Origin of the sequence: Gordonia sp. OPL2, assembly GCF_003797825.1 — a bacterium.
Lineage (GTDB): Bacteria > Actinomycetota > Actinomycetes > Mycobacteriales > Mycobacteriaceae > Gordonia.
In genome coordinates this window covers 1-17,913 of the sequence record NZ_RKME01000024.1, presented here as the reverse complement: position 1 = coordinate 17,913, position 17,913 = coordinate 1, and the positions used below count along the sequence as shown (strand labels likewise).

Here is a 17,913-nt window from a genome sequence, read left to right as displayed (position 1 = left end):
ACCTCGTCTGTGACCTGCACCATACGGCGGTTCGGTACGCTGGACGCAGCCGCTGGGCAGGGAGGTGGCCGTATGGGACGACCACACGGCCCCCGAACCGACGCCGTCGGGTCGGGGGTTCGCCTTCGCGCGCACACCCGGATCTGGGGACGGCGCATCCCGCGGTCCCCGGACTGGGCCGACCTCTCGGTGGACGACCGTGCCTGGATGGCACGCTGGGCCACCGTGGGTGCGGCGATCGCGATCGGCACCACCAACTGCGTGGTCGGTGTCGAGACGTTCCTGCTCGTGCAGTTGGCGTTCAACGGCGGCCAGCTGACCGTCGACACCACGCTCGGTGCCCCCAACTTCCCGTCCGTCGTGATCGCGATCGTCGTCGGCCTCATCATCAACGTGGCGCTCGGCCTGGCGGTGTTCAAGCCGCAGCTGCGCTGGTTCGTCAGCGGACGTCCCGCGGACCACGCCCGACGACGGGCCGTGCAGCGCATCCCGATCCATCAGGTGATGACCACGCTCGTCGCGTGGGCGGTGGCGGTGCTGTCGTACGTGCTCACCGCCAACGAACTCACCGCGAAGACCGTCGTCGGTGTCTCGGTCGCGTTCATGCTCGCCGGCTTCTCGAGCTCGTGCATCACCTACATCTTCGCCGAGAGCGCTGCTCGTCCGCTGGCCGTGGTTGCGCTGCAGGACAATCCGGCGCACCACGTCATGCACGGCGTGCGGTCGAGGATGATCGCGGTCTGGGCGGTCAGCTCGGCGGTCCCGATGCTCGGACTGCTCATCATCAACGGCGGACGCTGGGCGGGGATGCTGCCGCCCGCCCCCGGACCCGTCGACTGGGCGACGGTGGTGCTCGCGCTCGTCGGTCTCGCGGCAGGCGCGCGCGTGGTGGTCCTGGTCGGCAAGGCCATCGCCGACCCGCTGACCGATCTGCGTCGGGCCGTGGAACGTGTGGACCAGGGGGACTACGCCGCCCAGGTGGCGGTCTACGACTCGTCCGAACTCGGCGTCCTGCAGCACGGCTTCAACGAGATGGTCGCCGGGCTCGACGAGCGGGAACGCATGCGGGAACTCTTCGCGCGCCACGTCGGTGACACGGTCGCCGAACTCGCTCTCGAACGCGGCGTCGGCATGCACGGCACCAATGCCATCGTCGGCGTGCTCTTCGTCGACATCGTCGGCTCGACGACGATTGCCGCGCAGCAGGATCCGCGCGACACCGTGAAATTGCTCAACTCGTTCTTCACGATCGTCGCCGACGTCGTCGACAACCACTCCGGATTCGTCAACAAGTTCGAGGGTGACGCGGCGCTCGCGGTGTTCGGGGTGCCGGTCGCGATCGACGAGCCGGCCGCGGCAGCCCTGGCGGCTGCGCGGGATCTGGCCCTGCGTCTCGACGAACTCCCCGTGCGATGGGGGATCGGCGTCTCGTCTGGCATGGCCTTCGCCGGGAACGTCGGTGCCGAGCAGCGCTACGAGTACACCGTGATCGGCGATCCCGTCAATGAATGTGCCCGCCTGTCCGAACTCGCCAAGGGCGCCGCGGTTCCGGTGCTCGCCGGCGATGCAGCGGTCGCCGCCGCCGGCCCGGAGGCCGAGAACTGGCGGTCGGTCGGTTCTCGTACCCTCCGTGGCCGCCCCCGGCCGACCGAGGTGTTCGTGCCCGAGGAACTCGCCGCAGCGAACTCCTCGCCGATCGTCACCGGTGTCCTCTCCGGACTGCTGCGGCCGGTCCGGCGGGCCGGACTCCTCGGACTCATGCGACTGCCCCTCGACCTCTTCGGCCGTTGACGGTCCCCGGCGGCGTCAATAGCGTGGGGCCATCAGTCGAATGAGCAGGGGGTCGTGAGCATGAGTGGTTGGTCGACGTCGGACATCCCGGATCAGTCCGGTCGCACGGTGGTGATCACCGGCGCGAACAGCGGCCTCGGTGCGGAGACCGCGAAGGCGCTGGCCGCTGCCGGCGCTCAGGTCATCCTGGCCTGTCGCAACACGCAGAAGGCCGATGTCGTCGCGCGCGAGATCGGGTCGGCGGCGACCGTCGCGCAACTCGATCTCGCCGATCTCGACTCGGTCCGCACCTTCGCCGACGGCCTCGGCGGCGCCGACGTCCTGATCAACAACGCGGGTGTGATGGCGATCCCGCACAAGCGCACCGCCCAGGGTTTCGAGATGCAGATCGGCACAAATCATCTCGGGCATTTCGCGTTGACCGCGCTGGTGCTGGACAAGATCACCGACCGGGTGGTCACGCTGTCGTCGTCGATGCACCAGATCGGCCGCATCGACCTCGGCGACCTGAACTGGGAGACCCGCAAGTACCGGCGCTGGCGCGCCTACGGGGACTCCAAGATGGCCAATCTGATGTTCGGCAAGGAACTCGCGGATCGTCTCGCGGCCGCCGGGTCGACGACGACATCGGTGATCGCGCATCCGGGCTACGCGGCAACCGAACTGCAGGGACGGTCGGAGACCGTCGAGGACGTCTTCATGAATCTGGCGAACAAGGTGGTCGCGCAGTCCGCAGCCGCCGGAGCACTGCCGACCCTGTACGCGGCGACGTCACCCGACGCCGCGAACGGCACGTTCTACGGGCCGACCCAGATGTTCGGCTCGCGTGGTGCGCCCGGGGTCTCGGGCTACAACAAGCGCGCCGACAACACCGCGATCCGAGACGGCCTGTGGGCGGTGTCGGAGAAGCTCACCGACACCACCTTCGCCGTCGGGCCGGGCGCGACTACCTGACGTCGAACTTGATGGAGTTCGATGCCCCGGAGATGCCGTCGGTGACGGTGATCGAGTAAGAGCCCGGCGCACGCAGCAGGAACGACTTCACCGCGGTGCAGTCGCGGGTCTTGGTCAGCTGCGCGGCCTTCGGCACCTTCGGGCCGTCGAGCCGGATCTGCATCCCGCACTCGTTGCCGTCGACAACCGGGCCGGAGTCGATCGTCGAGTTCCACCGCACCCCGAGGCGTGAGTTGCGCGGGAAGACGTTGGGCGAGACGGGTGTCACCTTGGGTGCGTACGTCCACACGTTGATCGACTTGACCCCGTTGGGTGCGTCCGGCCGTCCGAGTTTGCCGAAGTGCTGGGGCTTGTTGCCCGACGACCCGAGCGCGGCACTCCCGGTGTCGAGCAGGTCCGAACTGCCCGAACCGCCCGCACTGCCGGAGCCGCCCGAGCTCCCGAGCAGGCTGTCGAGCGGCGCGGCCGTGGCCGATCCGACGACCGCGGGTGCGGCGAGAGCTGCCGCGGTTGCGGCGACGGTGAGTGCGGTGGCGGCGACAGACTTTCGGATCATGGTTCTCTTTCACTCGATCCCCGGGGCATGAACGACGTCCCGATTCAACCACTCCGTGACCATCTCGACACCCCGGGGTGCGCCCCGTGCGGTCGATGCGCCGGGTCTGCCGGTTACGCGAAGTACCGCATCGTCAGACGGGTGGCGCGGCACCGGATGCGGGCTTCGATCACCACACGCCGGGCGGGCGGAACTGGATGCTGATCCGCGGTCCCACGCCCGGGTTCTTCGGGATCGCGTGCTCCCACGTCCGCTGGCAGCTGCCGCCCATCACCAGCAGATCGCCGGGTCCGACGACGAAGCGCAGTGACGACCCGCCGCCGCGCGGCCGCAGCATCAGCGGCCGGGGTGAACCGAGCGACACGATGGCCACCATCGTGTCGTCGGTGGAGCCACGCCCGATCCGGTCGCCGTGCCAGGCGACGCTGTCGTTGCCGTCTCGGTACAGGCAGAGGCCTGCGGTCGCGAATCCCTCCGGCAGTTCGTCGCGGTAGTGGCGGGAGAGTTGATCGCGAGCCTCGACGAGCAGTGGATCGGGGAACGTCGCCGCGTCGAGGTAGGTCGCCAGCAGCCGAGGGACGTCGACCACGCGGTCGTACATCCGCCGGCGCTCGGCACGCCAGGCCGCGCCGTCGCGGAGTCGGTCGAAGAGGAGTTCCGAGCCGGAGATCCATCCCGGACGCAGGTCGACCCACGCGCCGTCGGAGAGCGACCTCCGCTGCGTCCCCGCGAGATCGCCGAGCTGTGTTCCGGCGTCGGGCTGGTCGAACAGCGAGCCCTGGATACCCGCATTCATGGTCGCGAGCCTACCGGAGTGGCGAACACATGTTCGATGATCTCTCCCAGAACTTGCGGCCCACGAGGCCTTGGCCACAAACGACGGCCGGAAAGTGGCACGATCCGCAATCTTTTGTTATCCAGTACCAAGTGGTAGTCACTAACACTTTGTGGCGGCCTCGTTCGTACGACGATTCCGAAGGGATGGCCCATGGCCTCGTTCTTGTATCGCATCGGAAGGTTCTCCTTCCGGCACAAGTGGTGGGTGATCGCCGTCTGGCTGGTGGCCGCCATCTCCGTCGCCGGCCTGGTGGGAGCGCTGAATCCGAAGTTCGCGAAGGACTTCAGTCTCCCCGGGACCGACTCCGGAACGGCGACCTCGCAGGTGGAGGAGTACTTCCCCGAGGTCATGAAGCAGCAGACGCAGGCATCGACCAGCGTGCTCGTGGCCGCTGACGACGGGCTCGCAGCGCATGCGTCGCAGATCGACGGACTCGTCGCCGACCTGCAGAAGCTCCCGGACCTGACCGACCCGGCCACCGTCGTCAACCCGGACACCGTGGCGAAGGCCCGGCCCGCGCTGGCGTCCTCGGTGATCGGCGACGACGGCAAGGTCGGACTGATGCAGATCCGGCAGAACATCGAGATGACCGATCTCACCGTCGATCAGAAGGAACAGCTGCAGGAGATCCTCGCCGACCACCGCGGTGGTGGATTGCAGGTGGAGGCGACCGGTTCGCTGATGCAGGTGATGGAGGCCGGCGGCAAGGCCGAGATGATCGGTTTCGCCGTGGCGTTCGTCGTGATGATCGTCGCCTTCGGTGCGCTCGTCGCCGCCTTCATCCCGCTGGTCACCGGCCTCGTCGGCGTGATGCTGACGATCATGCTGCTCACCCTGTCGGCGGAGTTCCTCAGCATCAACGAGACCGCAACCGCGATCGTCACGATGTTGGGCATCGCCGTCTCCATCGACTACGCACTGTTCATCGTCTCCCGGTATCGCAACGAGGTCAGACGTGGCGGCAGTCGGGCCGATGCCGCCGGACGGGCCGTCGGCACCGCGGGCACGGCCGTCGTGTTCGCCGGCATGACCGTGATGATCGCCGTCGTCGCGCTCACGGTCATCGGCATTCCGCTGATCACCCAGATGGGCCTGGGCGCCGCGTCGGCCGTTCTCGTGGCCGTCATCGCGGCCCTCACCCTGATCCCGGCACTCCTGGGTGCCGTCGGGCGATTCGCGTTCACTCCGCGCATCCCGTGGATCCGGCATGCCGAGGAGTCCGACACCGCAGACACCCTGGGCGTGAAGTTCGGGCGGATGGTCGTCAAACGGCCGCTGCCCTACGTCATCGCCGGGCTCGCGGTGCTGATCCTGGCCGCCATCCCGATGACGAAACTCGAACTCGGCATGTCGATGACGAGTGACGACGAGGCGCCCGCACAATCGTTGCTGCAGCGCGGTTTCGGTGAGGGCATCAACGGACCGCTCCTCGTGGTCCTGCACAGCGACAACGGAGACGTGGCCGCCGCCGCCGACCGTACCGTCGCGCACATCAAGACCCTGGGTGACGTCGCGAACACGAACACCCTGATCTGGACCGGCAACGGCAAGACCACGCCGAACGTGGGCGCCGACACCGCGCTCATCTCGGTGACGCCGACCAGCGCGCCGTCGGACGGGGCGACACACGATCTGATGGAGGAGATCCGCGCCTACACGCCGTCGGCGGAGGCGGCGGGTGCGCAACTGCACGTCGGCGGACAGACGGCCATCATGTCCGATCTGTCGGCCAAGCTCGACAAGGCGCTGCTGCCGTACCTCGTCGTGGTCGTCGGACTCGCGTTCCTCATCATGATCGGTGTGTTCCGCTCGATCTGGGTTCCGCTGATCGGCACGATCGGATTCATCTTCTCGGTGTGCGCGACCTTCGGTGTCACCGTGGCGATCTTCCAGGAGGGCACCTTCGGTCTGATCGACAACACCAAGCCGATCCTGTCGTTCCTGCCGATCTTCCTGATCGGGCTGGTGTTCGGTCTGGCGATGGACTATCAGGTGTTCCTGGTGACCCGAATGCGGGAAGAGTATGTGCACGGCATGTCGGCGAAGGACGCCATCATCGCCGGCTACCGACACGGCTCCCGCGTCGTCACGTCGGCCGCGATCATCATGATCAGCGTGTTCGCCGCGTTCATGCTGTCGCCCGACACGACCGCGAAGATGATCGGGTTCGCGCTGGCGGTGGCAGTCGCCTTCGACGCCTTCATCATCCGGATGATGGTGGTGCCGGCGATCATCGCGATGCTCGGAGATCGCGCCTGGGGTCTGCCGAAATGGTTGGATCGGTTCGTGGTGAACTTCGACATCGAGGGCAGTGCGGTCCGCGACCGCGGCCTGCCGCCCTCCGACAGCGAGGCCGCACCGCGTGAACCGGTCGGATCACCGAGCTGAGTCCCGGGTGACACGCCACTAATCCAGGAGGTCAGGGCATGGCCACACCGACGACGACCCCGGGCACCACCGGCCCGGGGCGTCGGATCGGTCTGCGGGAGAAGAACAAGATGCGCACCCGCACGGCGATCCGCGACGCGGCGATGAGATTGTTCGCCGAGCACGGCTACAACCAGACGACCGTGGAGCAGATCGCCCGGGAGGCCGAGGTCTCCCACACCACCTTCTTCCGCTACTTCTCGTCCAAGGAGCAGGTGGTCCTCTCCGACGACCTCGAGGATGCCCGCGACGAGGCTCTCGCGGCCATCCCGCCCGGCCTCGGCCACTTCGGCCTGCTGCGTCGGCTCGTGACCGATCTGTTCCGGATCGGGACTGCCGATGCGTGGGCCAGCAATGCCGAACGGATGCGGCTCATCCAGTCCGAACCGGCGCTGCGTACCGCGTACCAGATCGAATCCGACCGGGCGATCTCGGAGGCGACGGACTTCTTCGCCGAGTACACCGGGACCGATCCCGACGATCTGCGCCTGCGGGTGTTCATCGCCGCCGCCGGCGGCGTCATGTTCCACTTCGCCCGCGCGGCCGACGACGTGCTCGACGACGACCTCCTGTCCACCCTGCTCGGGGCGATCGATCTGCTCGAACAGGGCCTTCCGTTGCAACCGAAGTCCTAGCGAAAGGGTCACTCCCATGGGTCGTCTCGACGACAAGGTCGCCTTCATCACCGGTGTCGCACGCGGGCAAGGTCGTGCCCACGCCGTCCGGCTCGCCGCCGAAGGGGCGCAGATCATCGGCCTCGATCTGGCCGGACCGCTGCCCGGCGTCCCTTACGACCCGGCCACCCCGGCCGATCTCGACGAGACCCGCCGCCTGGTCGAGGACGCGGGTGCGAAAGCCGTTCTGGTGCAGGGTGACGTCCGTGATCTCGACGCCGTCTCCGCCGCCGTCGCCGAGGGCGTGTCGGTCTTCGGCGGTCTCGACGTGGTCGTCGCCAACGCCGGCATCTGCATCCCCGAGACCTGGGACGAGGTGACCCCGGCCAGTTTCCGAGACACCCTCGACATCAACGTGACCGGCGCATGGAACACGGTCACCGCCACCGCGGGACACCTCATCGGTCGCGGTGGCGGCTCGGTGATACTCACCAGCTCACTCGCCGGAAAGAAGATGCAGCCCTTCATGGTCCACTACACCACCAGCAAACACGCGCTGGTCGGGATGACGCGGGCCTTCGCCGCTGAGTTGGGCAATCACAACATCCGCGTCAACAGCATCCATCCGGGCGCCGTGGCGACGCCGATGGGGTCGGGTCAGATGGTCGCGCGCATCGAGCAGACCAACGCGGCCAACCCACGCCTGGCCGGCATGGGCATGACGTTCCTCAACCAGTTCGTCGCGGACGCCGACGAGATCGCGAACGTCGTCGCGTTCCTCGCCTCCGACGAGTCGAAGTTCATCACGGGCGAGCACATCTCGATCGATGGTGGGGCCCAGTACTTCTGAGCTCCGATCGCGCCGCGCCCGCCGACGGTCGATCCGTCGGCGCTGCGGCCGCTCAGCGCCGTCGGCCGCGCCGGGTCGACATCCGGCCGCGGGTGATGGTGATCCCGGTGTGTGTGCCGGCGGTCAGCCACGACGGGAGGGTGGTCCCGGTGACCTCGACGCCGACGCGTGCGGGCCGGAAGGTGCCGGCCAGCACGCTGACCGCGCGGAGGAAATCCACCGGTCCGCCCGCGCGGACGATCGGCTGCGCGAATCCGAGGCCTCCGGCCACCGGAAGGCTCACCGGGAGAGTGCGTGTGGTGGTCCGCACGGACCAGTCCTCGCCCTTGGCGGTGAACTCGCCGTCGACCGCGCCGGTGAACTCGGCCATCACCTTCGGCAGCCTCCAATGGAAACGTCCGCCGTGCACCGAGGTCTCGGAGTCCACGGCGATGAACGGGACGTGCAGTCGTGACAGTGGCCCCAGCCGCCGGCCCGGCGCCGACAGGACCGGGCTGGCGAGGATCTCCCGGTAGGGGCCCACCGGCGACTCCAGATAGTCGACCACCATGGCAACGGTGACGGGAATGATCGGTTCGCCGGTCACGATGAGAGAGCGGGCGTCGTCGGTCGCCGCATGCCACCACAGGGCGGCCCGGACGGAGGCCGGCCACGGGGCGGGCGGGCTCACCGGCCAGATGTCGCGGTCGGTGCGGGATTCGGCGACGCTCCACATGACGGACTCCTCGAGGATGCGGTTGGGCGGCTGGTGATCAGGCGTGACGCCGGACCGCGCTGATCGGCAGCATGTCGGGTAGTTGATCGGGGAGTCGTAGCGCGCCGGGCGCGTTCTCGGGCACCGCGGGTCGATGCGGCGCGACCGGGTCGACCCGACGGTATCCGGCGTCCTGCGCCGGTCGCTGGTCGGCCTCACCTCGGTTGGGCCACATGGCCAGTGCACGTTCGGCCTGGGCCGTGATCGTGAGTGATGGGTTGACTCCGAGGTTTGCCGACACCGTCGACCCGTCCACGACGTGCAGGCCCGGGTGGCCGAAGACGCGATGGTAGGCGTCGACCACGCCGTCGTCGGCGGAGGTGCCGATCGCGCAGCCGCCGAGGAAATGAGCAGTCATCGGGATGTTGAGCAGATCGACGATCGAACCGCCCGGATCGCCATCGATTCGCCGCGCGACCGAGCGGACGGCGGTGTGGCCCTCCGGAATCCATCGCGGCGGAGGATCGCCGTCGCCGGCGCGGCTGCGCAGGATGGGGCCGAACCGTCCGCGGCGGGCGAAGAGTTCGATCGAGTTGTCGGCGGTCTGCATGACCAGCGCGATGATGGTGCGCTCCGACCAGCGTCGTACCGAGAGCGACCGCGCGGTCGTCACGGGGTGCGCGGCCATCGCGATCAGCGCCTTGAGCAGACGCGGAGTGCGTCCGCCGCCGTCGACCAGAATCGCCTGGAGGAGCCCGATCAGGTTGCTGCCCTTGCCATAACGCACCGGTTCGATGTGGGTGTGATCGTTCGGGTGGAACGACGATGTGATCGCGACGCCCTCGGTGAAGTCGGTCGCGGTGTCGCGTGCGGTCGCGGCGAGGACGGCCTCGGAGTTGGTGCGGACCACCCGACCCAGCCGCGACGAGAGATTCGGCAGGTCGCCGGATTGCTGCATGGACAGCAGCAGTTTGTTCGTGCCGTAGGTGCCTGCCGCGAACACGACGTGGTCGGCGGTGAACCTGCGCCCCCGGCGTCGCAGGTTCACCCCCGTGCGGCGTGTGTCGACCTCGTACCCGCCCGACGACCGTGGACGCACGGCGTGCGCCGTGGTCATCGGAAAGATCTGTGCCCCGGCCTGTTCGGCCAAGTGCAGGTAGTTCTTCACGAGTGTGTTCTTGGCGCCGACGCGACATCCCGTCATACATGCGCCGCATTCGGTGCAGCCGGTGCGATCGGGCCCGGCCCCGCCGAAGAACGGGTCGGCGACCGTCTCGCCGGGCGTGCCGAAGAAGACCCCGACCGGGGTGGGCACGAAGGTGTCGCCGACGCCCATCTCCTCGGCCACGCCGCGCATCACGTCGTCGGCGGGTGTGGTGTGCGGGAAGGTGGTGACACCGAGCATGCGCGATGCCTGGTCGTAGTACGGGTCGAGTTCGGCCGACCAATCGGTGATCGCGCCCCAGTGCGGGTCGTCGAAGAAGGCGGATGGCGGACGGTAGAGGGTGTTGGCGTAGTTCAGCGAACCGCCGCCCACCCCGGCGCCGGCCATCACCAGGACATCCCGTAGCGGATGCATGCGTTGCACCCCATAGCAACCGAGCGCCGGAGCCCATACGTAGTCGCGGATGCGCCAGCTCGTCTTCGGGAGGTCGTCGTCGCCGAAGCGCCGGCCCGACTCCAGGACGGCGACGCGATATCCCTTCTCGCTCAACCGGAGGGCGGCCACAGAGCCGCCGAATCCGGAACCGATGACGATCGCGTCGAAGTGATCGGGGCTGTGTCGGAGGGTCACTGGGCCACCTTCGCGTCGGCCGGATCGGTGGGATCGATCGCCTGGGTCGTCCCCCGGGTCAGGATGTGGTCGGCGGGTACGAAGCGCGACATCATCCGCCGATAGGTGTTGGTGAAGGTCGGCCACATCACGGAGTTGCGGCCCGAGGAGTCGATGTACCAGCTGGCACACCCTCCGGTGTTCCAGACGGTGCCGCCGAGTTCGCGGTCGAGGTCGGCGTTGTAGCGCAGCTGTGCCTGCTCGGTGACCTCGACGGTCTCGAGCCCCTGGGCGCGCAGGTGTGCGATCGTCGCACTGGTGTAGGACGCCTGCGGCTCCAGCATCAGCACGATCGAGCTGTGGCCGAGATTGGTGTTGGGCCCGTAGAGGAAGAACAGGTTCGGGAACCCGTGGATCGACACCCCGCGATAGGCGTTCGGCGATCCGGCCCACGTCTGGGCGAGCGAGCGTCCGGACGCGCCGTGGAGGTGACGGGCGATGGGCGGTTCGGTCGGGGTGAATCCGGTGGCCAGGATGACGGTGTCGACGTCGTGGGTGGTGCCGTCGCGGTCGAGCGCCCCGGTCGCGGTGAATCCGGTGATCGCACCCGTGAGAGTCACGTTGTCGCGCTGGAGTGCGGGAAACCACTTGTTGGTCAACAGCATCCGCTTGCATCCGATCGTGTAGTCCGGGGTGAGGCGACGACGCAGTGCCCGGTCTCGCACCTGGACGCGTAGCTGCAGCTTGCCGAGCGCGGTGGCGATGGGCAGTAGCTGGGGACGGCGCGCCATCAGGATGACGTAGAACTCGCGGTAGAGATGGACGAGCCTGCGCATGACCCGATGGGCGGCCGGGAGCCGGCGATAGAGGCCCCGCTCGATGCGTCCGATGCTGCGGTCGAGGCGTGGCACCACCCAGGCGGGTGTCCGCTGGAACACCGTGAGGTGCTCGACGCGGTCGACGATCTCCGGCACTATCTGCACCGCCGACGCGCCGCTGCCGACGATGGCCACGCGCCGTCCGGTGAGATCATGCGAGTGATCCCACTGTGCGCTGTGGAAGATCGTGCCGGTGAAGTCGGAGGCGCCGGGGAGGTCGGGCTCGCCCGGCTCGGAGAGCGCCCCGGGAGCCGTGACGAGGAATCGGCAACGCAGGGTGCCCCGTTCGGTGGTGACGACCCATTCCGAGCGCGCCGCGTCCCAGGACGCGTTCTCGAGTGCGCAGTCGTAGCGGATGACGTCGCGATGGTCCTCGGCGACATCCACGAGGTAGTCGTGGATCTCGTTCCGGCGGCCGTAGGTGTGTGACCAGTTCGGGTTCGGCGCGAAGGACAGGGAGTACAGCGACGTCGGCACGTCGCAGGCGGCGCCGGGATAGTCGTTCTCCCGCCAGACCCCGCCGGCTCCGGATGCCCGTTCGATCGCCAGGATCTCGAGGTCGGGGTGGTCGGCGCGTAGACGGTGCAGTGCGGCCAGACCGCCGAACCCGACACCCACGACGAGGACATCCACCCGGTCGGGCAGCGTCGTCCGGTTCCCGTTCCGGTTCTCACTCATCGGTGGTCACCATGTCCTTCCATGCGGTGAGCAGTTGGTCGACGAGCGCGCGGTCGGCGGCCGGGGTCCGCAGAATCCGCGACACCGCGAGTCCGCGCGCCAATTCGACCGAGAGCGCGATCTGTTCGGGGGTGTACCGGGAGCCGAACAGTTCGGCGCTACCGGTGAGCAGGGCATCGGACACCTTCTGCTCGAGCGGGATGATCGCGTCGCGCAGGCCGGAGTCTGTGCGCGCGGCGACCCAGAGTTCCAGGGCGGCGTCGAACAACGGACCGCCGAAAGCCTCGAAGATCACCGCGATGTCCTCGTCGCCGGTGCGCGGTCGGCTCAAGATCTCGGTCATCCGGCGATCGACGAGGTGGCCGACAGCCGCGACGACCAACGACTCACGGGTGGGGAAGTGATGCAGCAACGCACCGCGCGACACCCCGGCACGCCGGTTGACCTCCTGCGTCGTCGTCTTCGCGTACCCGAGTTCGACGAGGGACTCGATGGTCGCGTCGAGCACCTTCGCCTGGGTGGCGGCGGTCCGCTGCGCTTGAGTGCGCGGCGCCGGCGTGGGCTGGTCGGTCATGACTGGCGAGCGTAGCGGCAAATCGAGAAACAGTCCAGACTGCTTGTTAGTTGGAGAAGTCCTGCGATCCCTCCGCAGAGCGTGCCCTCGATCTCGCCGATCGTGCCCTGGATCCCGCCGAGCGTGCCCTCGATCGCGCCCAGAGGGCACGCATCCCGAATGTGTGCCACGAATAGTTGAAACATTTGTTTAGGAAATAGAAGTCGATGAGGTCCGAACAATGGAAAAATTCGCGAACCTATGGACATCATGACCCCGTCGCGGTTTATGGTGGGAGCACGAATCGCGGATTGTGCCAGACTCCTATGTGCTGTCGAAGATTCGTTGAAATCCTGTTTGTCATCGTCAGTTTCCACATCGAGGGAGTTGATTCTGCGTGAACAAGAAGGTGGCGAAAGGCGCGTTGGCGGCGGTGGCCGCGGTATTACTGCTGCTGGGTGGCGCCGGGTCCTATGCGCTCTGGAGTGACAGCGACGATGCAGAGGCCGGCAACATCACCGCAGGTACGCTTGACATCTCGCTGGTCGGGAACGGTCAGTGGGAGGATGTGTCACCTGGTGCGGTGAACTCCGGCGCCATTGCCGACATCAATACATTCCGTATTGTCCCGGGTGATGTACTCCGATACAACGCGACTTTCCGTATCGGGGCATCGGGTGAGAATTTGCGCGCAACTGTGACCGGAACTCAAAGCGATGCGGTCATCAGTCCCGATCTCGCGCCACATGTCGACATCGATACCACGGCGACCATCAATGGTGCGGCCCTTCCGGCGAATGAGATCACCGAGGCCAATGACGGCGACACGGTCGACGTCGCCATCACCGTCACATTCGATACCGACACGCCCAACCAGGAAGGGCAGAACGGGACGATCAACCTGCAGAACTTCCAGGTCACGCTGCAGCAGGTCCGGACGTAGGTGATCGGGCCGGCTGCCCGGGTACTCATCGGACATCTCGATGCTGACCGCCCGCCGGATCGTCCCGATGGTCGTCGTCGCCGTGGTCGGGCTGCTCATGCTGATGTCGGTGCGGACCACCGGTGCCTACTGGGCCGACGCCGCGACCTCCGAGCCCGGTGCCGTCGCGGCCGGCAGGCTGTCGCTGTCCACCGGGGCGGGTACCGACCCGAACTACACCCTCCCGGCGCTGAGCGGTACCGATGTCGTGCCGGACGTGCCTGTGCAGGCGCCCCTGGTCATCGTCAACACCGGCACGGTCGCGCTCCGGTACCGACTCGTCTCCGCGGGGCCCGTGCCCTCGACCGCCTCGACGGTGGCGGTGACGCTCGCCGGTTCGGTGGGCGGGTCCTGTACGGCCGGTGCGCCTCTCGGGCCGGTGGCCGCGTTCGGGACGATGACCGGCGTGACCGGGACAACGGCCGTCACGTCGACATTCCGGGAACTGCAACCGGCGGCGAGCGAGACCTGGTGTATCCGAACGACTCTGGTCTCGGTATCGGGGGTCCAGCCGGCGTCGTACACCCATCTGCTCTCGTTCCGCGCGGAACAGACATGACGGGCATCCGCTCGAGGTGGGAGCGACCGTGACGACCGTCGCCGGGCGCACACCCCCGGAACTCTCCGACGACACGAGCGTCTGGTGGTGGATTCGCGCGGTCGTCACCTGGGTCGTGGTGCTGGCGGCGGCCGCGCTCGTGCTCGCCCTGATCGTGGTGCCCTTTCTCGGCGGGGCGCGGCCCTACACCGTGCTGACGTCGTCGATGGAGCCGACCTACCCTGCGGGAACGCTGGTGGTGGTCCGTGCGACCGACGCCTCGCACCTACCGGTGGGCACGGTCGTCACCTATCAACTGGAGTCCGGTCAACCGGATGTGGTGACGCATCGTGTCATCGCGACCGGTGTCGACCGGACGGGCGAGCGGGTCTACACGACCCAGGGCGATGCGAATCCCCAACCCGATCGCGAGCCGGTGAAGCCCGTGCAGATCCGCGGAACGCTCTGGTACAGCATCCCGTACCTGGGATATGTCAACAACTGGCTGACCGGTGACACGCGGATGCTGGTCGTCGCGATCGCCGCCGCTGCGTTGTTCCTCTATGCCCTATGGCAGTTCGTCGGCGCGGGACGCGCCCATCGCGAGGCCTCGACGAAGGCGCGGGGAGCGCGATGAGTGGTGTCGTGTCGATGCGGATACGTGCCCTTCTCTCGCTCGGAGTGATCCTCGGTCTCGGCACGGTGAGCACGTTGGCGACGTGGTCGGCGAGCACGACGACGACGTCCGGTGTCTTCACCACCGGCACCGTCGACATCGCACTGAACGACGCCGACGCGACCGTCACCAGTCCGTATACCGTGACGCTGGGTCGAGCGCTCCTGCCGGGCGACAGTGCAGGTGTGCCGCTGATCGTGCAGAACCGCGGCTCGCTCGCGGTCCGCTACACGACGGCGGTGCGCAGTGCGGACGCCACCGGACGGGCCATGCGTCTCCGGATCACCACGGGGGCGACGGTGTCGGGTGGGAGTTGCAGCGGTGGCACGGCGACGACCGTCGTCGATCAGGCGATAACCGCCGGTGACACCGCCATCCTCGGCACGCGCGGTCCGCTGGCCGGGGGAACGGGCGCAGACCCGCTGTGTGTCCAGTTCACTCTCCCGACCGATGCACCGAATTCCGTGCAGACGACCTCTGGCGGTGTGCAGTTCACGTTCGTCGCATCGGCGGTGACCTCGGTTGTCTGAACTCGCAGCGCGCCGGCACCGAAGGCCCGACGGCGAGAGCGGCCGCCGAGAGGTCTCCGGTCTGGTCGACGCCGCGCTCTGGGTCGGGGCGGTCCTCGGTCTCGTGTGTGTCGTCGCGGCGCTGTCGGCGGTGATCGTCGGCCTCACACCCCTGGTCGTCCGCTCCGGTTCGATGAGTCCGGCGATGCCGACCGGCTCGCTGGCGGTCGCCCGCGAGGTGCCGGCCACGCAGGTGTCGGCCGGCGATGTCGTGAGCGTGACCGCCGACAACGGCGACCGCGTCACCCACCGGGTCGAGAAGGTGTCGTCGGTGACCGGCAACTCGGTGACCTTGATCCTCAAGGGGGACGACAACAACGTCGTCGACGCCCGGCCCTACGTCGTCACCGACGTCGACCGAGTGGTGATCGCGGTCCCGTATGCGGGCTATCTCGTTGCCGCACTGTCGACTCCGACGGCAGCCGTCGCCGGTGCGATCCTGGCGATCTGGCTCGTCGCAACCGTGTTCTGGCCCGTGCGGAGGCCGAGATCCCGCCCGCGGCCGCGACACTCGATGTCCGGTGTGAGCAACGGGGTGGGCATTCTGTTGGTGCTCGTGATGATCTGTGCCGCCATCGGTTTCGGCCGGCCGGGTCCGGCGTTCGCCGCGCCGCTGACGGACACGGCGAGCGGGCGCGTCACGGTGTCGACCGGTACGGTGACCCGGCCGGCGAGTTTCACGTGTGCCAACACGGGACTGCAACTCACCGCGCAGCTCAGCTGGCCGGTCGTCAACCCGACGTACCGCTATCTCGTCGTCTACACCGGAGCGCTGCTCACCACCGCGGTGCGGCAGGTCGTTCCGGCGCAGGCGTCGGGGACCATCACGGTGACACCCCCGGCCGCCATCGCGCTGCTCACCGTCACCGCGTCGCTGCATTCACTCGTCGGCGACAACTTCGTCTCGTCCCCGCCGCTCACCCGCACGATCATCCCGGTCCTCGGTCTGTCCGTCTGCTCGCCGGCGGGCACCACCACGAACAGCCTTGCGCCCAGACGGGTGTCACCGTCGGGGAGTGCGTCGTCGTCCGTGCCGTCGAGCACATCGCCGTCGTCCGGCTCGCGGTCGCCCGCTGTGTCGTCGACGCCCGCAGCACCGGAGACCACCGGACCGTCGTCCTCACCGCCGATCACGACGTCGCCGACGACGCCGTCGCCGACGACACCGCCCACCACAGCTCCGGAGTCTGCACCGGCGGCTCCGGCCCGCGACGGTCCCGCGCCGACCAGCACCCCGACCACGGCGGCACCGCCGACCGCCCCGCCCGATTCGGCGCCGACCTCGCCCTCGACGTCGACCACCGGTACCCGGACACCGGCGGCCCGCGCGGACGCCGACGACGCGGCGTCGTCGAGCGCAGTCACGACGACAACACCGCCTCTGCCCGGGGCATGACACGGCACTGCTCGCCGGGGACCATCGACGCATCGAGGGCCTCATCGCTCCCTCCCGGGACATGGGAGCCGTCCTCATCGGCCCGGTACGCGGTACCTTTGCGCGATGACGACTGCACTGCGGACCGTCGGCGTCCTCGTCGGCGCGGCCGCGATCGCGTTCACCGGCCTGGGCATGCCCTCCGCATCGGCAGCACCCGACTGTCCCCGCATCGCCGTGACCACGCGACTGCCGTCGCCGGGACCCGCCGGGTGGTCGGAGAACCTGGCGTTCGACGACCTGGGCAACCTGTGGGTGTCGCGGCTGTCGCTGAACGCGGTGGAACGATACGACCGGGCCGGCCGTCGGACGGCGACCGTGCCCGTGGACGCGCCGGGAGCGGTCCGCCCGGGCCCCGACGGACTGCTCTACGTCACGTCGGGCAACGCGGCGGTCAACATGCTGCCCGGGGTGCCGCGGACCGGCCGGATCCTGCGGATGAACCCGACGGATCGACAGCCGACGCCCCACGAGTTAGCCAGGGGGCTGGGGATGCCCAACGGGATGGCCTTCGGGCCCGGCGGCAATCTGTATGTCGCAGACAGCAACCGCGGCGTGCTGCGCATCGGTCCCCAGGGACTTCTCGATGAGGCCTGGTCCGCGCGTGCACCCAAGAATCTGTCGCCGGACGGCACGATCAACGGCACCGGCACCAACGGGATCGTCGTGATCGGGGACGACCTGTACGTCACTCTCACGACGAGTCTGACCGGTCGCATCCTGCGTGTACCGATCGACGACCCGTCGGCGACCGCCGTCGCTGCCGACGTCACGCGCCCACTGCCCGGGCTTCTCGACGATCTCACGGCTCTCGACGACCGCACCCTCGTCGTCACCCTGGTCACGGGGCAGATCGCAACGGTGGACCTGCCCACCGGCCGGACCTGCACGGCCGCTGTCGGACAACCGGTCACGGCCGTCGCGCAACACCCAGGCCGACCGGGTTCGCTCGTGGCCGGGACCGAGAGCGGCGCGCTGCTGTCGATCACGCTCCGCCGCTGACACCTGGAGGCTGACCGCCGGCGTCTGAGTCGGACATTCGCGGGATCTATTGAGTCATGTGACTCAATAGTGTTTGATGGGGTGCGGGACCCCCGGGGGCCGGG

General features: G+C 68.2%; 17 protein-coding genes. 11 read left to right on the top strand and 6 right to left on the bottom strand.

The window, feature by feature from the left end:
• The first annotated feature begins 207 nt into the window (after positions 1-207).
• Together EEB19_RS19675 and EEB19_RS19670 are read left to right on the top strand one after the other, a co-directional pair.
• Positions 208-1,791 (top strand): adenylate/guanylate cyclase domain-containing protein, encoded by a 1,584-nt coding sequence (locus EEB19_RS19675; RefSeq protein ID WP_262365803.1) that lies wholly within the window; start codon positions 208-210, stop codon positions 1,789-1,791.
• A 60-nt stretch (positions 1,792-1,851) separates the two neighbouring features.
• Positions 1,852-2,745: an oxidoreductase gene (locus tag EEB19_RS19670; protein WP_187589050.1), complete on the top strand. Its 894-nt coding sequence runs from the start codon at positions 1,852-1,854 to the stop codon at positions 2,743-2,745.
• Here the strand turns inward: EEB19_RS19670 and EEB19_RS19665 are convergent.
• Both EEB19_RS19665 and EEB19_RS19660 read right to left on the bottom strand, forming a co-directional pair.
• A complete protein-coding gene (locus EEB19_RS19665) occupies positions 2,738-3,301 on the bottom strand; it encodes a hypothetical protein (RefSeq protein ID WP_187589049.1) in 564 nt (187 codons plus the stop codon). The genes EEB19_RS19670 and EEB19_RS19665 overlap by 8 nt on opposite strands.
• A 169-nt stretch (positions 3,302-3,470) precedes the next feature.
• Positions 3,471-4,097 carry an alpha-ketoglutarate-dependent dioxygenase AlkB gene (locus tag EEB19_RS19660; protein ID WP_187589048.1) on the bottom strand — a complete coding sequence of 209 codons (627 nt, stop codon included), beginning with the start codon at positions 4,095-4,097 and terminating at the stop codon, positions 3,471-3,473.
• Positions 4,098-4,289: 192 nt separating this feature from the next.
• On the opposite strand from EEB19_RS19660, the gene EEB19_RS19655 reads away from it, so the two are divergent.
• From EEB19_RS19655 to EEB19_RS19645, 3 genes are read left to right on the top strand one after another with little or no spacing between them, the layout of a single operon-like run.
• Complete coding sequence (locus EEB19_RS19655) at positions 4,290-6,527, top strand: MMPL family transporter (RefSeq protein WP_187589047.1); 2,238 nt, start codon at positions 4,290-4,292, stop codon at positions 6,525-6,527.
• A 38-nt stretch (positions 6,528-6,565) separates the two neighbouring features.
• A complete protein-coding gene (locus tag EEB19_RS19650) occupies positions 6,566-7,201 on the top strand; it encodes a TetR family transcriptional regulator (protein ID WP_187589046.1) in 636 nt (211 codons plus the stop codon).
• Between the two features lie 16 nt (positions 7,202-7,217).
• Positions 7,218-8,030: a mycofactocin-coupled SDR family oxidoreductase gene (locus EEB19_RS19645; protein WP_187589045.1), complete on the top strand. Its 813-nt coding sequence runs from the start codon at positions 7,218-7,220 to the stop codon at positions 8,028-8,030.
• 52 nt (positions 8,031-8,082) lie between these two features.
• Here EEB19_RS19645 and EEB19_RS19640 read toward each other — a convergent pair whose 3' ends face one another.
• From EEB19_RS19640 to EEB19_RS19625, 4 genes are read right to left on the bottom strand one after another with little or no spacing between them, the layout of a single operon-like run.
• Positions 8,083-8,745 carry a hypothetical protein gene (locus EEB19_RS19640; RefSeq protein WP_187589044.1) on the bottom strand — a complete coding sequence of 221 codons (663 nt, stop codon included), beginning with the start codon at positions 8,743-8,745 and terminating at the stop codon, positions 8,083-8,085.
• Positions 8,746-8,782: 37 nt separating this feature from the next.
• A complete protein-coding gene (locus EEB19_RS19635) occupies positions 8,783-10,519 on the bottom strand; it encodes a GMC oxidoreductase (protein WP_187589043.1) in 1,737 nt (578 codons plus the stop codon).
• Complete coding sequence (locus EEB19_RS19630) at positions 10,516-12,054, bottom strand: NAD(P)/FAD-dependent oxidoreductase (protein ID WP_187589042.1); 1,539 nt, start codon at positions 12,052-12,054, stop codon at positions 10,516-10,518. Before EEB19_RS19630 ends, EEB19_RS19635 begins: the two co-directional genes overlap by 4 nt.
• Positions 12,047-12,628, bottom strand: a complete 582-nt coding sequence (locus tag EEB19_RS19625) for a TetR/AcrR family transcriptional regulator (protein ID WP_187589041.1) — start codon at positions 12,626-12,628, stop codon at positions 12,047-12,049. Before EEB19_RS19625 ends, EEB19_RS19630 begins: the two co-directional genes overlap by 8 nt.
• Before the next feature lie 376 nt (positions 12,629-13,004).
• Here EEB19_RS19625 and EEB19_RS19620 point away from each other — a divergent pair, with 376 nt between their 5' ends.
• From EEB19_RS19620 to EEB19_RS19595, 6 genes are all read left to right on the top strand, one after another.
• Positions 13,005-13,550, top strand: a complete 546-nt coding sequence (locus tag EEB19_RS19620; RefSeq protein WP_187589040.1) for an alternate-type signal peptide domain-containing protein — start codon at positions 13,005-13,007, stop codon at positions 13,548-13,550.
• 40 nt (positions 13,551-13,590) lie between these two features.
• A complete protein-coding gene (locus tag EEB19_RS19615; protein ID WP_187589039.1) occupies positions 13,591-14,148 on the top strand; it encodes a hypothetical protein in 558 nt (185 codons plus the stop codon).
• Between the two features lie 28 nt (positions 14,149-14,176).
• Positions 14,177-14,764: a signal peptidase I gene (locus tag EEB19_RS19610; RefSeq protein WP_187589038.1), complete on the top strand. Its 588-nt coding sequence runs from the start codon at positions 14,177-14,179 to the stop codon at positions 14,762-14,764.
• Entirely contained in the window at positions 14,761-15,333 is a 573-nt protein-coding gene (locus EEB19_RS19605; protein WP_187589037.1) for a SipW-dependent-type signal peptide-containing protein, read from the top strand. Before EEB19_RS19610 ends, EEB19_RS19605 begins: the two co-directional genes overlap by 4 nt.
• Positions 15,326-16,768, top strand: a complete 1,443-nt coding sequence (locus EEB19_RS19600) for a signal peptidase I (RefSeq protein ID WP_187589036.1) — start codon at positions 15,326-15,328, stop codon at positions 16,766-16,768. The genes EEB19_RS19605 and EEB19_RS19600 overlap by 8 nt, the downstream gene beginning before the upstream one ends.
• Positions 16,769-16,873: 105 nt before the next feature.
• A complete protein-coding gene (locus tag EEB19_RS19595; RefSeq protein ID WP_262365797.1) occupies positions 16,874-17,809 on the top strand; it encodes an SMP-30/gluconolactonase/LRE family protein in 936 nt (311 codons plus the stop codon).
• Positions 17,810-17,913: the final 104 nt, after the last annotated feature.

Excerpts from the sequence above, each read along its gene's own strand:
- EEB19_RS19630 (WP_187589042.1), bottom strand. The coding sequence starts at position 12,054 with ATGAGTGAGAACCGGAACGGGAACCGGACGACGCTGCCCGACCGGGTG.
- EEB19_RS19675 (WP_262365803.1), top strand. The coding sequence starts at position 208 with ATGGCACGCTGGGCCACCGTGGGTGCGGCGATCGCGATCGGCACCACC.
- EEB19_RS19605 (WP_187589037.1), top strand. The coding sequence starts at position 14,761 with ATGAGTGGTGTCGTGTCGATGCGGATACGTGCCCTTCTCTCGCTCGGA.
- EEB19_RS19665 (WP_187589049.1), bottom strand. The coding sequence starts at position 3,301 with ATGATCCGAAAGTCTGTCGCCGCCACCGCACTCACCGTCGCCGCAACC.
- EEB19_RS19670 (WP_187589050.1), top strand. The coding sequence starts at position 1,852 with ATGAGTGGTTGGTCGACGTCGGACATCCCGGATCAGTCCGGTCGCACG.
- EEB19_RS19650 (WP_187589046.1), top strand. The coding sequence starts at position 6,566 with ATGGCCACACCGACGACGACCCCGGGCACCACCGGCCCGGGGCGTCGG.
- EEB19_RS19625 (WP_187589041.1), bottom strand. The coding sequence starts at position 12,628 with ATGACCGACCAGCCCACGCCGGCGCCGCGCACTCAAGCGCAGCGGACC.
- EEB19_RS19640 (WP_187589044.1), bottom strand. The coding sequence starts at position 8,745 with ATGTGGAGCGTCGCCGAATCCCGCACCGACCGCGACATCTGGCCGGTG.
- EEB19_RS19595 (WP_262365797.1), top strand. The coding sequence starts at position 16,874 with ATGACGACTGCACTGCGGACCGTCGGCGTCCTCGTCGGCGCGGCCGCG.
- EEB19_RS19660 (WP_187589048.1), bottom strand. The coding sequence starts at position 4,097 with ATGAATGCGGGTATCCAGGGCTCGCTGTTCGACCAGCCCGACGCCGGA.
- EEB19_RS19615 (WP_187589039.1), top strand. The coding sequence starts at position 13,591 with ATGCTGACCGCCCGCCGGATCGTCCCGATGGTCGTCGTCGCCGTGGTC.
- EEB19_RS19655 (WP_187589047.1), top strand. The coding sequence starts at position 4,290 with ATGGCCTCGTTCTTGTATCGCATCGGAAGGTTCTCCTTCCGGCACAAG.
- EEB19_RS19645 (WP_187589045.1), top strand. The coding sequence starts at position 7,218 with ATGGGTCGTCTCGACGACAAGGTCGCCTTCATCACCGGTGTCGCACGC.